This is a genomic window from Nocardioides pollutisoli, assembly GCF_040045055.1.
Classification (GTDB): Bacteria; Actinomycetota; Actinomycetes; order Propionibacteriales; family Nocardioidaceae; genus Nocardioides; species Nocardioides tweenelious.
Window position 1 is genome coordinate 207,023 of the sequence record NZ_JBDZDU010000001.1, and the last position, 15,901, is coordinate 222,923.

Here is a 15,901-nt window from a genome sequence, read left to right on the forward strand (position 1 = left end):
TCAGGGTCGATCAGGCGGAGACGCTGACCCGCTCGACCTCGAGGACCCGGATCATGTGGGAGAGGTGGAGCATCCGGCGTACGGACGGCCCGCACCCACGCAACGTCAGGTGGTGACCGGCGTGGCTGGCGCGCCGGGTCGCGACGGCCAGCACGCGCAGCGCGGTCAGGTCGATGGTGGTCACGTCGGTGAGGTCGACGACCACGTCGTGGTCGTAGCCCTCGAGCTGGTCGTAGATCGCGTCACGCACCTCGCGCGTGCTGCGCACGTCGAAGTCCCCGCTGAGTACCAGAGTCGGACCGTCGGTGATGATCTCCATGGCTCTGCCCCGTCCTCCGAGGATTCCCGAAAATCCCCGGGCCGCTCCACCTGTCGATGGCCTGTCACTCACTATGACGCGCTGAACGGCCGAGAGGTTGCCTCTCGTCGCGAACTTTTCGGCCGTGTCGCGTCCAGTTGCGCTACGGCGGCCGTACCCAGCCCGATCAGCAGCATGCCCAGGACCCCCTTCGGCGAGAAGATGTGGTCGGTGTGGACGAACCACCCGCCGACGACCAGCAGCACCCCGATCGCACCTCGCCGGCCGTAGCGCCGTACGGCGTCGACGCTGATCAACGCGCCGCAGGCGATCAGCGACCAGGAGCCGATCTCGCCCAGCGGCGTACCGATCCGGAAGAGCAGGCTGACCGCGTCGGGACGCGGCACGTCCGGCCCCAGGTGGTGGGTGACGTAACCGGCTGCGACGCCGCTGATCACGTCGAGCGCGGAGTAGAAGGTCGCGTAGACGTAGGCCGTGAGCCGGATCGCCCACGCCAGCGGGTCGCTGCGGAGCCGGACCAGCGCGGCGAGCGCGACACCGACCAGGGGGAATACGAGCAGGCCGGCCACGTGGAGCACGAACCAGCGCTGCGAGGTGTCGTAGGTCAGGTGGTGCGGGTGGAAGAGACCTGCGAGAGCGAGCGCGAACGCCGGGCTCCCGAGGAGGAGGGGCCAGAGGACGCGTCGCATGCGTCCCGACAGTACGTCGCTACAGTCGCCTCATGGTGAACCTGACCCGGATCTACACGCGCACCGGCGACGCCGGGGAGACCCGGCTGGGCGACATGAGCACGACCACCAAGACCGACCCGCGGCTGCAGGCCTACGCCGACGTCGACGAGGCCAACGCCCACCTCGGGCTGGCGCTGGTCCAGGGCGAGCTCGACGAGGACGTCGTCGCGGTGCTCACCCACGTGCAGAACGACCTCTTCGACGTGGGTGCGGACTTCTGCACGCCGGTCGTCGCTGAGCCGGAGTACCCCCCGCTGCGGATCGAGCAGGACTACATCGATCGGCTCGAGGGCTGGTGCGACCACTACAACGAGTCGCTGCCGGCGCTGCGGTCGTTCATCCTCAACGGCGGCACCGCCGGGGCGGCGCTGCTCCACGTGGCGCGCACGGTCGTGCGCCGGGCCGAACGGTCCGCGTGGGCGGCGTACGAGGTCAACGGCGAGAGCATGAACGTCCTCGCGATCACCTACCTCAACCGGCTCTCGGACCTGCTCTTCATCCTGGCCCGGCACGCCAACCGGGAGACCGGCGACGTGCTCTGGGTGCCGGGCGGCGAGCGGGGCTAGGGCGTAGTAGCGGCGACCGGCGTCTTCACCGGTCGCGCGGCGAAGACGGTCAGCGCGGCCGGGATCATCAGCCCGGCGATGACCAGCAGGGTCTCGAGCGTGCCGACGTGGTCGGCGAGCAGCCCGAGCAGCGGGGGTCCGGCCAGGAACGCCGTGTAGCCGATCGTCGACACCACGCTGACCCGGCGGGCGGCGCGGAGCGGATCGTCGGCCGCGGCGCTCATGCCGACCGGGAAGCCCAGCGAGGCGCCGAAGCCCCAGACGATGATGCCGAGACCGACCAGCACCACGCTGTCACCGAAGACCGTGAGGATGATGCCGACGAACGCGGCCGCCGAGCAGCCCCAGAGCACCGGGGCGCGGCCGTAGCGGTCGAGGAAGACCGGGCCGATCAGGCGACCGACGAACATCGACGAGACGAAGAGCGTGAAGCCCGCGACGCCGACCCAGTGGCGTACGTCGTACCCGTCGATGAGCGCGAGCGAGAGCCAGTCGTTGGCGGCCCCCTCGGACAGGGCGAACGCGAGCACCATCACCCCGATCGCGAGGGTCCGCGGCTCGCGCCACGGCGAGCACTCGACGGCCTGGCGGTCCTCGTGCGTCACGACCGGGGGCAGGTAGGCGCCGGCAGCCCACCAGGCGAGGCAGGTCGCGGCCGCGGCGAACACCGGGACGTGCAGCAGGAGCGGCACGTGCAGGGCCGCCATCGGGATGCCGATCGCCGCACCGGTGAAGGTGCCGATGCTCCAGCCGGCGTGGAAGCGCGGCATCATCGTGCGGCCGAAGCGGCGCTCGACCTCGGCCGCCTCGACGTTCATCGACACGTCCCACACCGCGATGCCGATGCCGTCGAGGAAGAAGCCCACGACGGTCAGCGCGACCAGGTCGGTCGCCACGCCGGTCATCGCCACGAGCAGGCCGGACGCCACGAGCACGGCGCCGAGACGGGTGACGGCGTTCGCGCCGATCCGGTCGATCAGCCGCCCGCTCAGCGGCAGCGCGATGACCGAGCCGACCGAGATCGCCAGCAGGAGCAGGCCGAGCGAGCCGTTGTCGAGCTCGAGCCCGCTGCGGATGTCGGGCAGCCGCGAGACCATCGTCGCGAAGCAGAACCCGTTCAGCGCGAAGCTGAGCGCGAGCGAGTTGCGGGTGCGGATGAGGGACGGCACCGGCTCAGCCTCGCCGATCGGGACGGTCGTCTCCAAATGCGTTACTTGACCGGTCCAGAACGTGGACGGGAACGGCCTCAGAACCCATGGGTACGACGCACCTCGCGCAGCCAGTCGGCGAAGACGGGGATCCCCCACTCGTCGGCCAGCGCCAGGGCCGCGTCGGCGTGGGCGCCGGCCAGCTCCGTCTCGCCGACCGCGGCCGCGGCGAACGCGAGGTAGGTGTCGACCGGCCCCAGGGCGAGGTCGGAGCCGGCGCAGCAGGTGCGTCCGGCGTACGGCGCCAGGAGCTCGTAGGCACCCGCGGCCAGGTCCTTCTCGCCGAGGTAGAGCGCGAGCTCTGCGGCATGGCTCCACGACAACAGCGAGATGTCGCTCGACTCTTCGAGCGAGGCGCCGTGCCCGGCGTAGTAGGCACGCGCCCGGTCGTGCTCGCCCGCGCGCCACAGGTAGACGGCCAGGCTCGCCTCGAAGGGGTACGGCGAGGACTCGAACTGCTCCAGCACCGGCACCATCTCGATCGACCGGCCCTGCCAGAGCCGGAGCGCCAGCAACGAGCTGAGCACCGACTCGTCGGCAGTGTTGTGGGAGATCCGGCCGGCGACCGTGCGGATGTGGTCGACCAGGCGCTCGCACTCGTCGAAGCGACCGGCCATCGCGTGCCAGGGGCCGATGATGCCGTCGAGCACGGTCTCGCCGAAGGCGATGCGCAGCCGCTCGACCTCGGCCCGCGCGACGTCGACGGCGGCGAACATCTCGGCGGGACGGCCGAGCTCGCTCAGGACGGCTGCTCGCAGGCAGGCGGAGACCACGAAGGCGCGCTCCGCGCCGGTCGACCGCGCCAGCTCGAGCGACTCGGTGACCAGCTCGAGCCGCTCCGGTGCCGACTGCGGCAGCCAGAGCGCGACGAAGACGATCTGGCACGCGTCGAGCAGCAGCCGCGGGTCGTCGAGACGCCGCGCCATGGCCAGCCCCTCGTCGCAGAGAGCCCGGCGCTCGTCGTACGACGCCACGTCGAAGAGCTCGTGCGCGAGCACCAGCAGCGACCGGCAGCGCAGCTCGCTGTCGGTCGCGGGGAGCCGGTCCAGGCTGCCCCGGAGGGCGCCGACCACGGTCTCGTTGACCTCGCCGGACGGCGCGGATCGCCAGAGCACGCCCGTGGTCGTCGAGATCGCCGCGCGTGCCACCGCCTCCGGGTCGCGCATCAGCCTGCCGACCGAGATCGCCTCCTCGACGGCGCCGACCAGCTCGGGCAGTCGCGCCGCCCAGCGGTACTCCTCGATGAGCGCCATCAGCACGTCGTACCTCTCGGCGTGACCGGCGGCCGGGTCGCCGTCGAGCGAGACCAGCGCGGAGCGCAGCAGCTCGGCGGCCTGGTCGTAGGCGTAGTAGCGGCGGGCCAGCGACGCGGCGTCGACCGCGGCGCGCCAGGCGCGGTCGGCGTACGACGGGCCGGCCTCGCGCCAGTGCCGCGCGACCTCGAGCTCGCGACCGGCCAGGCCGTCCAGGGCCTCGGCGGCCCGGGCATGGGCGCGGGCGCGGCGGCTGACGCTCATGCCGGCCAGGAGGGTGTCGCGGACCAGGGCGTGCGCGAAGAAGAACTGGTCGACGCCGTCCTCGCGCACCAGACCGGCGGCCTGGGCCGGCTCGACCACGTCGAGCAGGTCGTCCTCGTCGATGCCGGTGACCTCGGCGAGGGTCGGGGTGTCGAACTCGCGGCCGAGCACGGCAGCGGTGCGCAGGGCCGCGACCGTCGGGTCGGACAACCGCTGCAAGCGGCGGTTGAGGACGTCGGAGACCGCGGTGGGGAGCTCCTCACGGGCCGGCTCGGAGCGGCCGCTCCGCTCCCCCGACAGGCGCGCGAACTCGACCAGGAAGAAGGGGTTGCCGTCGGTGCGCTGCCGCAGCTCGGCAGCCTGGGCGGTCGACAGCTCCCGGTTGGCCACGCTCTCGTAGACCGCGGCGACGCCGTCCTCCGGGAGACCCGTCAGCTCGACCCGGAGGGCGTGCATCCGCGCCAGCGACTCCGCCACGACAGCGAGCGCACCGGTCGGCTCGGGGTGGATCCGCCAGGTGGCGACCACCAGCAGCCGGCCCGCGTCGAGCGAGTCGACCAGCAGCTGCAGCACGCGCAGCGTGGCGGTGTCCGCCCAGTGCAGGTCGTCGAGCACGACCACGATCGGCCGCTCCATGGCCGCGGCCCGGAGCGCGGCGACGATCCGCTCCCACGCACGGAACTGACCGCCGTCGTCGCTGACCGACTCGGCCTCGTCGAGCAGGCTCACCCCGATGCCGTCGAGCACGGTCTTCCACGGCCACAGCGGCGGCGCACCGTCGTCCTCCGAGCAGCGGCCGATCAGCACCTGAGCGCCGCGCCGACGAGCCTGCAGGATGAGCTCGGACGCGAGCCGGGACTTCCCGATGCCGGGCTCGCCGGTGAGGACGGCGTACGTCGGGACGCCGGCGCCGGCGCGCGACACCGCCCCCATCAGGAGGGCGAGCTCGGCGTCGCGCCCGACCATCGGCCAGGGAGCGACCTGTTCCGTGGCCGGGTGGGGATGCGGCTGCTGCTCGGTCGCCGGCGCCGCGGCGGGTGGCGCCGCCGTGCTTGCAGCAGGCGGGGTCCAGTCGAGGTCGGGGTCCTGGCGCAGCACCGCGGTCTGCAGGTCGCGCAGCTCCGCCGACGGCTCGAGACCGAGCTCCTCGTCGAGCACCTCGCGCACCTGCCGGAGCACGTCGAGGGCGTCCGCCTGCCGACCCGACCGGGCCAGGGCCAGGGCGCGCAGCGCCCAGAGCCGCTCGCGGAGCGGGTGGGCGGAGGTGAGTGCCTCGAGCTCGCCGACCAGGCTCGCGTGCTGCCCGAGCGCGAGGCCGGCTGCGGCCCGGTCCTCGAGGGCCACCAGCCGCAGCTCCTCGAGCCGGACCCGCTCCGCCTCGGCGGCGGAAGCATCCCCGAGCTCGGCGTACGGCGTGCCTCGCCAGAGGGCCAGCGCCCCGTCGAGCTCGGCGGCGCAGGTGGCCAGCTCGTCCGCGTCCAGGTCGCCCTGGAGGCGCCGGTGGGCGGAGGCGACCGTCTGCTCGAAGCGGTGCACGTCGACGTTGTCGTCCGGCACGCGGAGGGCGTAGCCGGGGGCCACCGTGACCAGCACGGTCGCGGGTGCCCGGCGCTGCCGCTCGGGCTCGATCACGCGGCGCAGCTGGGAGACGTAGGCCTGCAGCGTCGCGGTCACCCCGGGAGGCGCGGCGTCCTCCCAGAGCAGGTCCACGATCGCGTCGACCGAGACCGGCCAGCCCCGGGAGAGAGCCAGCGCGGAGACGAGCGCGCGCTGCTTCGGGGTCCCGAGATCGACCGGCTCGCCGGCGAGGGTGACCTCGACCGGACCGAGGACGGAGACCTGCACGCGGACAGCCTAGGAAAACGTCGGCGTACGCGCTCCAAGTCGGCTCAAAGTCGACTCCAAGTCGTGCCCGGCATGGTCATCCCACCGACCACACCTCACCAGGAGTCACCACCATGACCATCGAGCTCAACGCCGAGCCCACCCGCTCCACCTCCTCCCCCGTTCCCGCCGCCCACTCCCTCCGCGGCCTCCTCGGCGGCCGGGTCCACCTGCCCGGCGAGCCCGGCTACGACGCGGCCCGCCTGCCGTGGAACGTCGCCGTCGACCAGCGCCCGGCCGCGGTCGCCCTCCCCCGCTCCGCCGCCGAGGTCGCCACGGTCGTCCGTCTGGCCGCCGAGGCCGGCCTCCGGGTCGCTCCCCAGAGCACCGGCCACAACGCCGGCCCGCTCGCGGCCCAGGGTCTCGACGACGTCGTCGTCGTCCGGATGTCCGAGATGGGCTCCGCGATCGCCGACCCGACCCGCGGCATCGTCCGCGTCGAGGGTGGCGCCCTCTGGGAGCCGGCCGTCGACGCGGCCGCCGCCCACGGCAAGGCCGTCCTGCACGGCTCCTCCCCCGACGTCGGCATCGCCGGCTACAGCCTCGGTGGCGGCATCGGCTGGTACGCCCGCCAGCTCGGCATGGCCACCAACAGCCTGACCGCGGTCGAGCTGGTCGTCGCCGACGGCACCCTGCTCCGCGCAGACGCCGAGACCAACCCCGAGCTCTTCTGGGCGGTGCGCGGCGGCAGCGGCAACTTCGGTGTCGTCACGGCGCTCGAGTTCAAGATGTTCGACATCCAGACGGCGTACGCCGGCTTCCTGCTGTGGGACCTCGCCGACATCGAGCCGGTCCTGCGCGAGTGGGCTGCCTGGGCGCCGACCGCACCGGACGAGATCACCACCTCGTTCCGTGCGATGCGGATGCCTCCGATGCCCGAGCTGCCGCCCTTCCTCAGCGGTCGCAGCCTGGCCATCATCGACGGCGCGGTCCTCGGCTCCGACGAGCGCGGCGCCGAGCTGCTCGCCGGCCTGCGCGCCCTCAAGCCGGAGATGGACACCTTCGGCCGGGTCCCGGCCAAGTCGCTGGTGCGGCTGCACATGGACCCGGAGGGTGGCGCCCCGTTCGCCTCCGACAGCGCGATGCTCGGCTCGTTCCCCGACGCCGCGGTCGACGCGTTCCTGGCCGAGGCCGGCCCGGACGCGACGTCGTCGCTGCTGGTGGCCGAGCTGCGCCAGCTCGGTGGCGCGCTGGGTCGCCCCCACGAGGGGGGCGGCGTCCTGTCCCGCCTGGATGCCCAGTTCCTCTCGTTCGCCGGCGGCATGGCGATCACTCCCGAGATGGGTGCCCAGGCCCACCAGGACGCCGTCCGCTTCACCGAGGCCCTGTCGCCGTTCGCGAACGGCCGTCAGTACCTCAACTTCGCCGAGAACCCGATCGACACGCGTACGGCGTACGACGCGGACGTCTGGACGCAGCTCACCGGCATCCGCAGCGCCATCGACCCCCACGGCGTCTTCGCGGCCAACCACCCGGTCCCGCGTCTCTTCGAGAACGGAGTGCCCACCGCCTGAGCTCGCTCAGGCGGTGACGAGGCGCGAAGGTTGAGGAGCGTCGGCACGGACCGCGCGTCAGCGCGGGCCGTGCGACGCGTCTCGAAACCCAGTGAGACAAGCCAGGGCGGTGACCACGCGGTCACCGCCCTGGCTCAGTTTCGGGGGTCTCGACAAGCTCGACCACCGGCCGGCGCTCGGCGCTTAACGCCTGTCCCAGTCGGTGCCGGGCGGGCCGGCCTCGAGCCAGGACTGGAAGCCCATCAGCGAGGCGGGCGACATCGCGAGCTCGATGACCCCGTCGGGGGTCTCGCAGGAGATCACCAGGTGGTCGGGGTAGAGCGACATCTGCTCAGCCCCCTCGGGCTCGCGGCGACCGGTGAAGGTCAGCTCGGAGCGCAGGAACGAGCGCTTCGGGCGCGGCCAGAGGGAGAAGTAGCGGAACCACTCCAGCGACTCGCCGGAGTAGCGGCCGAGCCCGAGAAGCCAACCGCGCCCGGCCCGTGAGGACCGGACGCGATAGCTGAGCTCGAAGGTCCCGCCGTGGCGGGAGAGCAGACGACGGCGGAAGATCAGACCGAGGCCATAGAGGAGCACCAGGGCGAGCAGCACGCCAGCGGCGTCAAGCAGCCACTGCCATACCGGCATCCAGAACCTCCATCACCCCACGCGGTGGAGCCACCCTAGCGGCACCCTCGCAACGGAAGTGACGGGGGTCAGGAAGCCTTCTCGAACGCCCGGATCCGAGCCTCGGCGCGCTTGGCGCGTGCGTCGGCGTCGTCGCCGTCATCGCCCTGAGCCGACTCGAGCTCGGAGCGCTCCGCCTCGACGTCGATCTCGTCGGACATGATGGCGTGCTGAGCCAGGATCGAGACCCGGTTGTTGGCGACGGAGAGGAACCCGCCGTCCACCGCGGCGTACATCCGCTCACCGCCGACCGGGTCGATCGACACGACCCCGTCGACGAGGAGGGACAGGACGGGCATGTGGTTGCGCAGCACGCCGAGGTCACCCTCGGCGGTCTTCGCGATCACCATGGTGGCCTGACCGGACCACACGGTCCGGTCGGCCGCCACGAGCTCGACCTGCAGCTGGTCGTCAGCCATCAGAGGCTCTTCTGGATCTCGGCCCACTTCTTCTCGACGTCGTCCAGACCGCCGCACATGAAGAAGGCCTGCTCGGCGACGTGGTCGTAGTCGCCGTCCGCGATCTTGTTGAACGCGTCGATCGTCTCGCCGATGGAGACGGTCGAACCCTCGATGCCGGTGAACTGCTTGGCAACGTAGGTGTTCTGCGACAGGAACCGCTGGATCCGGCGAGCACGGGACACGATGATCTTGTCCTCTTCCGACAGCTCGTCGACACCGAGGATCGCGATGATGTCCTGGAGCTCCTTGTTGCGCTGCAGGATCTGCTTGACGCGGATCGCGCAGTCGTAGTGAGCCTGCCCGATGTACTGGGCGTCCAGGATCCGCGAGGTCGACGTCAGCGGGTCGACGGCCGGGTAGATGCCCTGCGACGCGATGTCGCGGGACAGCTCGGTGGTGGCGTCGAGGTGGGCGAACGTCGCGGCCGGGGCCGGGTCGGTGTAGTCGTCAGCGGGGACGTAGATCGCCTGCATCGAGGTGATCGAGTGACCACGTGTCGAGGTGATCCGCTCCTGGAGCGTGCCCATCTCGTCGGCGAGGTTGGGCTGGTAGCCCACCGCGGACGGCATCCGGCCGAGCAGCGTGGAGACCTCGGAACCGGCCTGCGTGAACCGGAAGATGTTGTCGATGAAGAGCAGCACGTCCTGGCTCTGCACGTCGCGGAAGTACTCCGCCATCGTCAGCGCGGACAGCGCGACCCGCAGGCGGGTGCCCGGCGGCTCGTCCATCTGGCCGAAGACGAGGGCGGTCTGGCCGATGACGCCGGCCTCCTCCATCTCGACGATGAGGTCGTTGCCCTCACGGGTACGCTCGCCGACACCGGCGAACACCGACACACCACCGTGGTCCTTGGCGACACGCGCGATCATCTCCTGGATGAGCACGGTCTTGCCGACGCCAGCACCACCGAACAGGCCGATCTTGCCACCGAGGACGTACGGCGCCAGCAGGTCGATGACCTTGATGCCGGTCTCGAACATCTGGGTCTTCGACTCGAGCTGGTCGAACGCCGGCGCCTTGCGGTGGATGCCCCACCGCTCCTTGACGTCGAGGGTCTCGCCCTCGGCCAGGTTGAGGCACTCACCCAGGGTGTTGAACACCTTGCCGAGCGTGGCGTCGCCGACGGGCACGGTGATCGGGCCGCCGGTGTCTCGCACCTGCGCGCCGCGGACCAGGCCGTCGGTCGGCTGCAGGGAGATCGCACGGACCATCCCGTCACCGATGTGCTGGGCGACCTCGAGGGAGAGGGTCGACGTCTCGCCGCCGAGCTCCAGGGTGGTCTCGAGCTTGTTGTACATCTCGGGCATCGAGTCCACGGGGAACTCGATGTCGACGACCGGGCCGATGACGCGCGCGATCCGGCCGACGCCAGCCGCGCCGGTCTCCGTGGTCTCTTCAACAGTGGCAGTCATGTCTTCTCACTCATTCCCGGCGTTGGCGTCGGCCAGCGCGTTGACGCCACCGACGATCTCGCTGATTTCCTGGGTAATACCAGCCTGGCGGGCCTGGTTGGCGATCCGTGTGTACTTCTTGATGAGCTCGTCCGCGTTGTCCGTGGCCGACTTCATCGCCTTCTGACGGGCAGCGAGCTCGGAGGCAGCAGCCTGCAGCAGCGCGAAGAAGATCCGGCTCTGGACGTACTGCGGGAGCAGCCCGTCGAGGACCGCTTCGGGCGACGGCTCGAACTCGTAGAGCGGCAGCACCTCGGCACGGTCGGGCTTCTCCTCACCTTCGACGACCTCGAGCGGCAGCAGCCGCACGTCGGTCGGCTCCTGGACGAGCATCGACTTGAACCGCGTGAAGACCACGTGGACCTCGTCGACGGCCCCGTCCTCGCCGTCCTCGGCGAGGAACGCGTCGATCAGGGTCCGGCCGATCTCGTGGGCTGCTTCGTAGGAAGGCTGGTCGGAGAACCCCGTCCAGGTCTTCACCACGGGCCGACCACGGAACTTGTAGTAGGCCTCGCCCTTGCGTCCGGCGATGTAGGTGTCGATCTCCTTGCCCTCGCCACGGAGCTTCTCGGCGAGCCGCTCCGCCTCCTTGAGCACGCTCGAGGAGTAGGCGCCGGCAAGACCGCGGTCGCTGGTCACGATGAGCACGGCAGCCCGCTTGGACTCCTCGGGCTCCCGGGTCAGCGGGTGGTCGACGTTGGAGTACGTCGCGACGGCGGACACCGCACGCGTCAGCTCACGGGCGTACGGCGCGGCCGACTGGGCCCGCTGCTGCGCCTTGATGATCCGGGACGCGGCGATGAGCTCCATGGCGCGGGTGATCTTCTTCATCGACTCCGTCGACTTGATCCGCGCCCGGTACTCGCGCACCGATAGAGCCATGGGTCAGCCCCGCTTCTGCTTGACGATCTGCTCCTGCTCGACGTCCTCGTCCTCCAGAGCCGCAGCCTTGGGCTCGTTGCCGACCTTGATCGAGGCGCCGTCGGCGGTCTCGAACTGGTCGAGGAAGGAGTCGTAGGCACCCTCGAGGGCCGACGCGGTGTCGTCCTCGAACTTCTGGGTCTCCCGGATGGCCGAGAGGATGCCGTCGTGCGAGCGGCGCAGGAAGTCGATGAACTCACGCTCGAAGCGCAGCACGTCCTCGGCCGGGACCTTGTCGAGGCGACCGGTCGTGCCGATCCACAGCGAGACCGTCATCTCCTCGAGCGGGTACGGCGAGTAGGCCGGCTGACGCAGCAGCGCCATCAGGCGCTGACCGCGGTCGAGCTGCTGGCGAGACGCCGCGTCGAGGTCGGACGCGAACATCGCGAACGCCTCCATCGCGCGGAACTGCGCCAGGTCGACCTTGAGCGAGCCGGTCACGGCCTTCATCGCCTTGGTCATGGCCGCACCACCGACGCGCGACACCGAGATGCCGACGTCGATCGCGGGGCGCTGGTTGGAGGCGAACAGGTCGGACTGCAGGAAGATCTGACCGTCGGTGATCGAGATGACGTTGGTCGGGATGAACGCCGAGACGTCGTTGGCCTTGGTCTCGATGATCGGCAGACCGGTCATCGAGCCCGAGCCCAGGTCCTTCGACAGCTTCGCGCAGCGCTCGAGGAGCCGGCTGTGCAGGTAGAAGACGTCACCCGGGTAGGCCTCACGGCCCGGCGGGCGGCGCAGCAGCAGCGACACGGCGCGGTAGGCCTCGGCCTGCTTGCTCAGGTCGTCGAACACGATGAGGACGTGCTTGCCGTCGTACATCCAGTGCTGGCCGATGGCCGAGCCGGTGTAGGGGGCGAGGTACTTGAAGCCGGCGGAGTCGGACGCCGGGGAGGCCACGATCGTGGTGTACTCCAGCGCGCCGGCCTCCTCGAGGGCGCCACGCACGGAGGCGATGGTCGAGCCCTTCTGACCGATGGCGACGTAGATGCAGCGGACCTGCTTCGACGGGTCGCCCGACTCCCAGTTCTGCTTCTGGTTGATGATCGTGTCGATCGCGATCGTGGTCTTGCCGGTCGCGCGGTCGCCGATGATCAGCTGACGCTGGCCACGGCCGATCGGGGTCATCGAGTCGATGGCCTTGATGCCGGTGGCGAGCGGCTCGTGCACGGACTGCCGCTGCATGACGCCCGGCGCCTGGAGCTCGAGAGCGCGGCGGCCCTCGGACTCGATGTCGCCGAGACCGTCGATCGGCGTGCCGAGCGGGTCGATGACCCGGCCCATGAAGGCGTCGCCGACGGGGACCGAGAGGATCTCGCCGGTACGGCGGACCGTCTGGCCCTCTTCGATCTTGTCGAAGTCACCGAGCACGACGACACCGATCTCGCGGGTGTCGAGGTTGAGCGCGATGCCGAGGGTGCCGTCCTCGAACTCGAGCAGCTCGTTGGCCATGGCCGAGGGGAGTCCGGAGACGCGGGCGATGCCGTCGGCGCACTGGGCGACCGTGCCGACCTCTTCCTTGCCGGCCGCTTCCGGCTGGTAGTCCGCGACGTACTTCTGCAGTGCGTCGCGGATCTCCTCCGGACGGATCGAAAGCTCCGTCATCTTCGTCCCTACTCTCTTGTCTCTTCTGAAGTCTGCGTTGTCTGTGGCTACTGACGGCGACGTGATGTCAGCCGACCAGCTTCCGTCGTGCGTCGTCGAGGCGGCTCGACACGGTCGCGTCGAACACGTCGTCACCGAGCGCGACACGCATGCCGCCGATCACGCTCGGGTCGATGACCTCGTTCAGGTGGATCTCGCGGCCGTACTGCGCCTTGAGCGCCGCGGCCAGCCGGTCACGGTCGGCGTCGCCCAGCGGGCGTACGACGTGGACCGTGGCGACGGACTCGCCGTGCACCGCAGCGGCGACCTGGCGGTAGTTCTCCAGCGCCGCGGTCATCGTGTGGTAGGTGCCGGCGAGCGCCTGCTTCGCGAGCGCCACCGTCGCCGGGAGCACCTTGCCGCCGAGCAGGGTGTCGACCAGCGCCGACTTGTCCTCGACGGAGCGGCCCGGGTTGGACAGCGCGTCGCGGAGGTCGGGGTTGGCGGTCACCATCTGCCCCAGGGCGAAGATCTCGTCGGCCAGGGCGTCGGCCTTGTCACCGACGGACCGGACGACCGCGATCTCGCTGAGCCGCTCGAGCGCGTCGGAGAAGTCGCGGGTGCCGGTCCAACGACGACCGGCGCCGTTGACGACCAGCGCCAGCGCGGCCTCGTCGACCTTGCCCTCCAGCACCTGGCGGACCAGTGTCTGCTTGTAGTCCGCCGGCAGCGACGCGTCGGTCGCGAACCGGCGTACCGAGGGCTCGGTGCGCAACAGGGTGGCGACGTCGAACAGGTCGCCTGCCACGCGCTCGGCGTCGGATCCAGCGGCGAGCGCCTTCTCCAGCTCGGCGGTGAGCTCCGCCAAGGAGTCAGCCGATGCTCCACGCAGATCCATCAGTTGGCGCCTTCCAGTTCCGTGAGGAACCGGTCGACCACGCGGCTCTGGCGGGCCTCGTCGTCGAGGGACTCCCCGACGATGCGACCGGCCAGCGTGGTCGCGAGCGTACCGACCTCGCTGCGCAGGGACGCGGCCGCAGCCTTGCGGTCGGCCTCGATCTGCACGTGAGCGTGCTCGACGATGCGGGCAGCCTCGGCCTGAGCCTGCTCCCGCATCTCCGCGATGATCGCGGCGCCCTGCTCGCGGGCCTCCTCACGGATGCGCGCTGCCTCGTGACGGGCGTCAGCGATCTGCGACTTGAACTCCTCCTCGGCCGCACTGGCCTCGGACTTGGCCTCGTCGAGCTCCGCGAACTCTGCACGGATCGCGTCCTGCCGGGCGGTCATCGCGCGGTTGATCGGCGGGATGATGAACTTCCCCAGCAGGAACAGCAGCAGCAAGAAGGCAAACAGCTCGACGAAGAACGTGGCGTTCGGGACGAGGAAGTTGTCCGCCATGGGGGTGACCGCAGGGCTTGCCATCGATTAGTTCCTTTTCTTCTGACGGGTGAGGAGGGCGAAGAGCCCTACCTCACGCGCCGAGGACGAAGACGAACAGCGCCATGAAGGCGAGGTTGATGAAGAACATCGCCTCGACCAGGCCGACCGTCAGGAAGAAGATCGTCTGCAGGCGACCCTGGGCCTCGGGCTGGCGAGCCACACCCTCGATGTAGGACGAACCCGCGAGGCCGTCACCGATACCGGCACCGATAGCGCCACCGGCAAGGGCGATGCCACCGCCGACGAAGGCGCCGGCCAGCTTGACTGCGTCGGCGGTTGTCGTTGCGTCTGCCATGTCTCTCCTTGGTTACGCACCGGGGGTCCGGTGCCTCTTTCTTAAACTCTGGTCACGACCGACCCGGGTGGGTCAGTGCGCAGGTGCGGGGGTGGCGTCGTCCGCGTGCTCCGCGGCCTCCGCCTCTTCCTTCTTGTGCTTCTCGTCCTCGAGGTAGTCGTGCAGGTGCTCGTGCTCCTCGTGGCCGGCTCCGGCCATCGCGAAGTAGAGGACGGTCAGCAGCGCGAAGATGAAGGCCTGGATGACGCCGATGATGCCGTCGAAAGCCTTCCACAGCAGGTTCGGCGCCCACAGGGCGTACGCCGGGATCAGGCCGATCAGGGCCAGCATGATGCCACCGGCGAAGATGTTGCCGAAGAGTCGCAGCGCGAGCGTGATCGGCTTGATCAGCTCTTCGAGGATGTTCAGCGGGAGCAGCACCGGGAACGGCTCGGCGAAGTGCTTGAAGTAGCCGCGCCAGCCCTTCTGGCGGATGCCGTAGGTCCAGACGCTGAGCATCGTGACGGCGGCGAGCGCGTAGGTCAGGTTGGTGTCCGCGGTGGGCGCGGGCAGCAGGTGGGTGTGCTCGTTGAGCTCGGTCGGCAGCAGCTCGAGCCAGTTGCAGAACAGGATGAAGAAGAACAGCGCGATCGCGAGCGGTGCGACGAACGGGTGCACCTTGCCGAGGTTGTCCTCGACCTGCTTGTTCACCTCGCCGACCACGGCCTCCCACAGGATCTGCAGCTTGGTCGGGACGTGGTCGCCGGTGTCCTTGCTCATCGAGCGCACGGCGAGGACGCCGAGGAGGAGCACGAGCGCGCCGGCGACGAGCGTCGAGATGATCGTGTCGATGTTGAACGTCATCCCGAGCCACTCGCGCGTGACGTGGTGGCCGATCTCGATGTCAGCCATCGGCAAGAGGCCGGTCATGGGTTCTTCAGCTCCTTCAACAGCGGGATCGTGGTCATCACGAGAGCGATGAGCCGGAAGATGGCCAGGCCGAGCAGCAGCCCGATGCCATCGGGCCAGAAGAACACGGCGACAGCGACGGCGACCACCGTGAGGACGGTCAGCCGGACCACCGTGGACATGATCATCTGGTTGCGCGTGGGCTGCGCGCCGGACGAGATCAGCTTGAGCAGCCAGTACTCGGTGGCCAGGTGGTTGACGAGCCCGAACCCGACACCCACGGCGATGCAGGCCGCGAGGCGCCACTCGCCCAGCTGACCGACGATCCAGAAGCCCGCGACCATCAGGCCGACGGCGAACAGCTCGATCTTGCGCTGGTCCTTGACCACGCGCCAGATCGAGGCCTTCGGAGGAGTGACGTCGTCCGTCACGGGAATGCTCATGTCAGTCACG

General features: G+C 70.2%; 16 protein-coding genes. 2 read left to right on the plus strand and 14 right to left on the minus strand.

All coding sequences use genetic code 11. The features are described from left to right. Positions 1–10: 10 nt before the first annotated feature. On the minus strand, positions 11–319 hold the full coding sequence (locus ABLE68_RS00940) for an STAS domain-containing protein (protein ID WP_348869187.1): 309 nt from the start codon (positions 317–319) through the stop codon (positions 11–13). A gap of 71 nt (positions 320–390) precedes the next feature. Continuing rightward, positions 391–1,008, minus strand: a complete 618-nt coding sequence (locus ABLE68_RS00945; protein ID WP_348869188.1) for a hypothetical protein — start codon at positions 1,006–1,008, stop codon at positions 391–393. A gap of 32 nt (positions 1,009–1,040) precedes the next feature. Between ABLE68_RS00945 and ABLE68_RS00950 the strand changes: the two genes are divergently transcribed. Beyond that, a complete protein-coding gene (locus ABLE68_RS00950) occupies positions 1,041–1,616 on the plus strand; it encodes a cob(I)yrinic acid a,c-diamide adenosyltransferase (RefSeq protein ID WP_348869189.1) in 576 nt (191 codons plus the stop codon). Here the strand turns inward: ABLE68_RS00950 and ABLE68_RS00955 are convergent. Together ABLE68_RS00955 and ABLE68_RS00960 are read right to left on the minus strand one after the other, a co-directional pair. Beyond that, the gene (locus tag ABLE68_RS00955) at positions 1,613–2,785 is read right to left on the minus strand and encodes an MFS transporter (protein WP_348869190.1); all 1,173 of its coding nucleotides are present in this window, start codon (positions 2,783–2,785) and stop codon (positions 1,613–1,615) included. The two genes, ABLE68_RS00950 and ABLE68_RS00955, sit on opposite strands and share 4 nt — an antisense overlap. Positions 2,786–2,862: 77 nt before the next feature. Then, complete coding sequence (locus tag ABLE68_RS00960) at positions 2,863–6,186, minus strand: ATP-binding protein (protein ID WP_348869191.1); 3,324 nt, start codon at positions 6,184–6,186, stop codon at positions 2,863–2,865. Positions 6,187–6,299: 113 nt separating this feature from the next. On the opposite strand from ABLE68_RS00960, the gene ABLE68_RS00965 reads away from it, so the two are divergent. Next, on the plus strand, positions 6,300–7,739 hold the full coding sequence (locus tag ABLE68_RS00965; RefSeq protein WP_348869192.1) for an FAD-binding oxidoreductase: 1,440 nt from the start codon (positions 6,300–6,302) through the stop codon (positions 7,737–7,739). Positions 7,740–7,922: 183 nt separating this feature from the next. On the opposite strand, the gene ABLE68_RS00970 is transcribed toward ABLE68_RS00965, so the two are convergent. The 10 genes from ABLE68_RS00970 to ABLE68_RS01015 form a co-directional block, all read right to left on the minus strand. Next, positions 7,923–8,366: a DUF2550 domain-containing protein gene (locus ABLE68_RS00970; protein WP_348869193.1), complete on the minus strand. Its 444-nt coding sequence runs from the start codon at positions 8,364–8,366 to the stop codon at positions 7,923–7,925. Positions 8,367–8,434: 68 nt separating this feature from the next. After that, a complete protein-coding gene (locus ABLE68_RS00975; RefSeq protein WP_348869194.1) occupies positions 8,435–8,824 on the minus strand; it encodes a F0F1 ATP synthase subunit epsilon in 390 nt (129 codons plus the stop codon). Beyond that, positions 8,824–10,278, minus strand: coding sequence for a F0F1 ATP synthase subunit beta (gene atpD, locus ABLE68_RS00980; protein ID WP_348869195.1), 1,455 nt, complete (start codon positions 10,276–10,278; stop codon positions 8,824–8,826). The genes ABLE68_RS00975 and atpD overlap by 1 nt, the downstream gene beginning before the upstream one ends. Before the next feature lie 6 nt (positions 10,279–10,284). After that, positions 10,285–11,199 carry a F0F1 ATP synthase subunit gamma gene (locus ABLE68_RS00985; protein ID WP_348869196.1) on the minus strand — a complete coding sequence of 305 codons (915 nt, stop codon included), beginning with the start codon at positions 11,197–11,199 and terminating at the stop codon, positions 10,285–10,287. A 3-nt stretch (positions 11,200–11,202) separates the two neighbouring features. Then, positions 11,203–12,846: a F0F1 ATP synthase subunit alpha gene (gene atpA, locus ABLE68_RS00990; protein ID WP_348869197.1), complete on the minus strand. Its 1,644-nt coding sequence runs from the start codon at positions 12,844–12,846 to the stop codon at positions 11,203–11,205. A gap of 67 nt (positions 12,847–12,913) precedes the next feature. Then, positions 12,914–13,723, minus strand: a complete 810-nt coding sequence (locus ABLE68_RS00995; protein WP_348869198.1) for a F0F1 ATP synthase subunit delta — start codon at positions 13,721–13,723, stop codon at positions 12,914–12,916. Beyond that, on the minus strand, positions 13,723–14,247 hold the full coding sequence (locus ABLE68_RS01000; protein ID WP_348869199.1) for a F0F1 ATP synthase subunit B: 525 nt from the start codon (positions 14,245–14,247) through the stop codon (positions 13,723–13,725). The genes ABLE68_RS00995 and ABLE68_RS01000 overlap by 1 nt, the downstream gene beginning before the upstream one ends. Positions 14,248–14,296: 49 nt before the next feature. Next, a complete protein-coding gene (locus tag ABLE68_RS01005) occupies positions 14,297–14,560 on the minus strand; it encodes a F0F1 ATP synthase subunit C (protein ID WP_056150997.1) in 264 nt (87 codons plus the stop codon). Positions 14,561–14,632: 72 nt separating this feature from the next. Beyond that, complete coding sequence (atpB, locus tag ABLE68_RS01010) at positions 14,633–15,469, minus strand: F0F1 ATP synthase subunit A (RefSeq protein WP_348869200.1); 837 nt, start codon at positions 15,467–15,469, stop codon at positions 14,633–14,635. Continuing rightward, positions 15,466–15,891, minus strand: a complete 426-nt coding sequence (locus ABLE68_RS01015) for an ATP synthase subunit I (RefSeq protein WP_348869201.1) — start codon at positions 15,889–15,891, stop codon at positions 15,466–15,468. The genes atpB and ABLE68_RS01015 overlap by 4 nt, the downstream gene beginning before the upstream one ends. Positions 15,892–15,901 lie beyond the last annotated feature (10 nt).

Bases quoted from the DNA above. Each gene is read 5' to 3' on its own strand.
- ABLE68_RS00940 (WP_348869187.1), bottom strand. From the start codon at position 319: ATGGAGATCATCACCGACGGTCCGACTCTGGTACTCAGCGGGGACTTC.
- ABLE68_RS00945 (WP_348869188.1), bottom strand. From the start codon at position 1,008: ATGCGACGCGTCCTCTGGCCCCTCCTCCTCGGGAGCCCGGCGTTCGCG.
- ABLE68_RS00950 (WP_348869189.1), top strand. From the start codon at position 1,041: ATGGTGAACCTGACCCGGATCTACACGCGCACCGGCGACGCCGGGGAG.
- ABLE68_RS00965 (WP_348869192.1), top strand. From the start codon at position 6,300: ATGACCATCGAGCTCAACGCCGAGCCCACCCGCTCCACCTCCTCCCCC.
- ABLE68_RS00970 (WP_348869193.1), bottom strand. From the start codon at position 8,366: ATGCCGGTATGGCAGTGGCTGCTTGACGCCGCTGGCGTGCTGCTCGCC.
- ABLE68_RS00975 (WP_348869194.1), bottom strand. From the start codon at position 8,824: ATGGCTGACGACCAGCTGCAGGTCGAGCTCGTGGCGGCCGACCGGACC.
- atpD (WP_348869195.1), bottom strand. From the start codon at position 10,278: ATGACTGCCACTGTTGAAGAGACCACGGAGACCGGCGCGGCTGGCGTC.
- ABLE68_RS00985 (WP_348869196.1), bottom strand. From the start codon at position 11,199: ATGGCTCTATCGGTGCGCGAGTACCGGGCGCGGATCAAGTCGACGGAG.
- atpA (WP_348869197.1), bottom strand. From the start codon at position 12,846: ATGACGGAGCTTTCGATCCGTCCGGAGGAGATCCGCGACGCACTGCAG.
- ABLE68_RS00995 (WP_348869198.1), bottom strand. From the start codon at position 13,723: ATGGATCTGCGTGGAGCATCGGCTGACTCCTTGGCGGAGCTCACCGCC.
- ABLE68_RS01000 (WP_348869199.1), bottom strand. From the start codon at position 14,247: ATGGCAAGCCCTGCGGTCACCCCCATGGCGGACAACTTCCTCGTCCCG.
- ABLE68_RS01005 (WP_056150997.1), bottom strand. From the start codon at position 14,560: ATGGCAGACGCAACGACAACCGCCGACGCAGTCAAGCTGGCCGGCGCC.
- atpB (WP_348869200.1), bottom strand. From the start codon at position 15,469: ATGACCGGCCTCTTGCCGATGGCTGACATCGAGATCGGCCACCACGTC.
- ABLE68_RS01015 (WP_348869201.1), bottom strand. From the start codon at position 15,891: ATGAGCATTCCCGTGACGGACGACGTCACTCCTCCGAAGGCCTCGATC.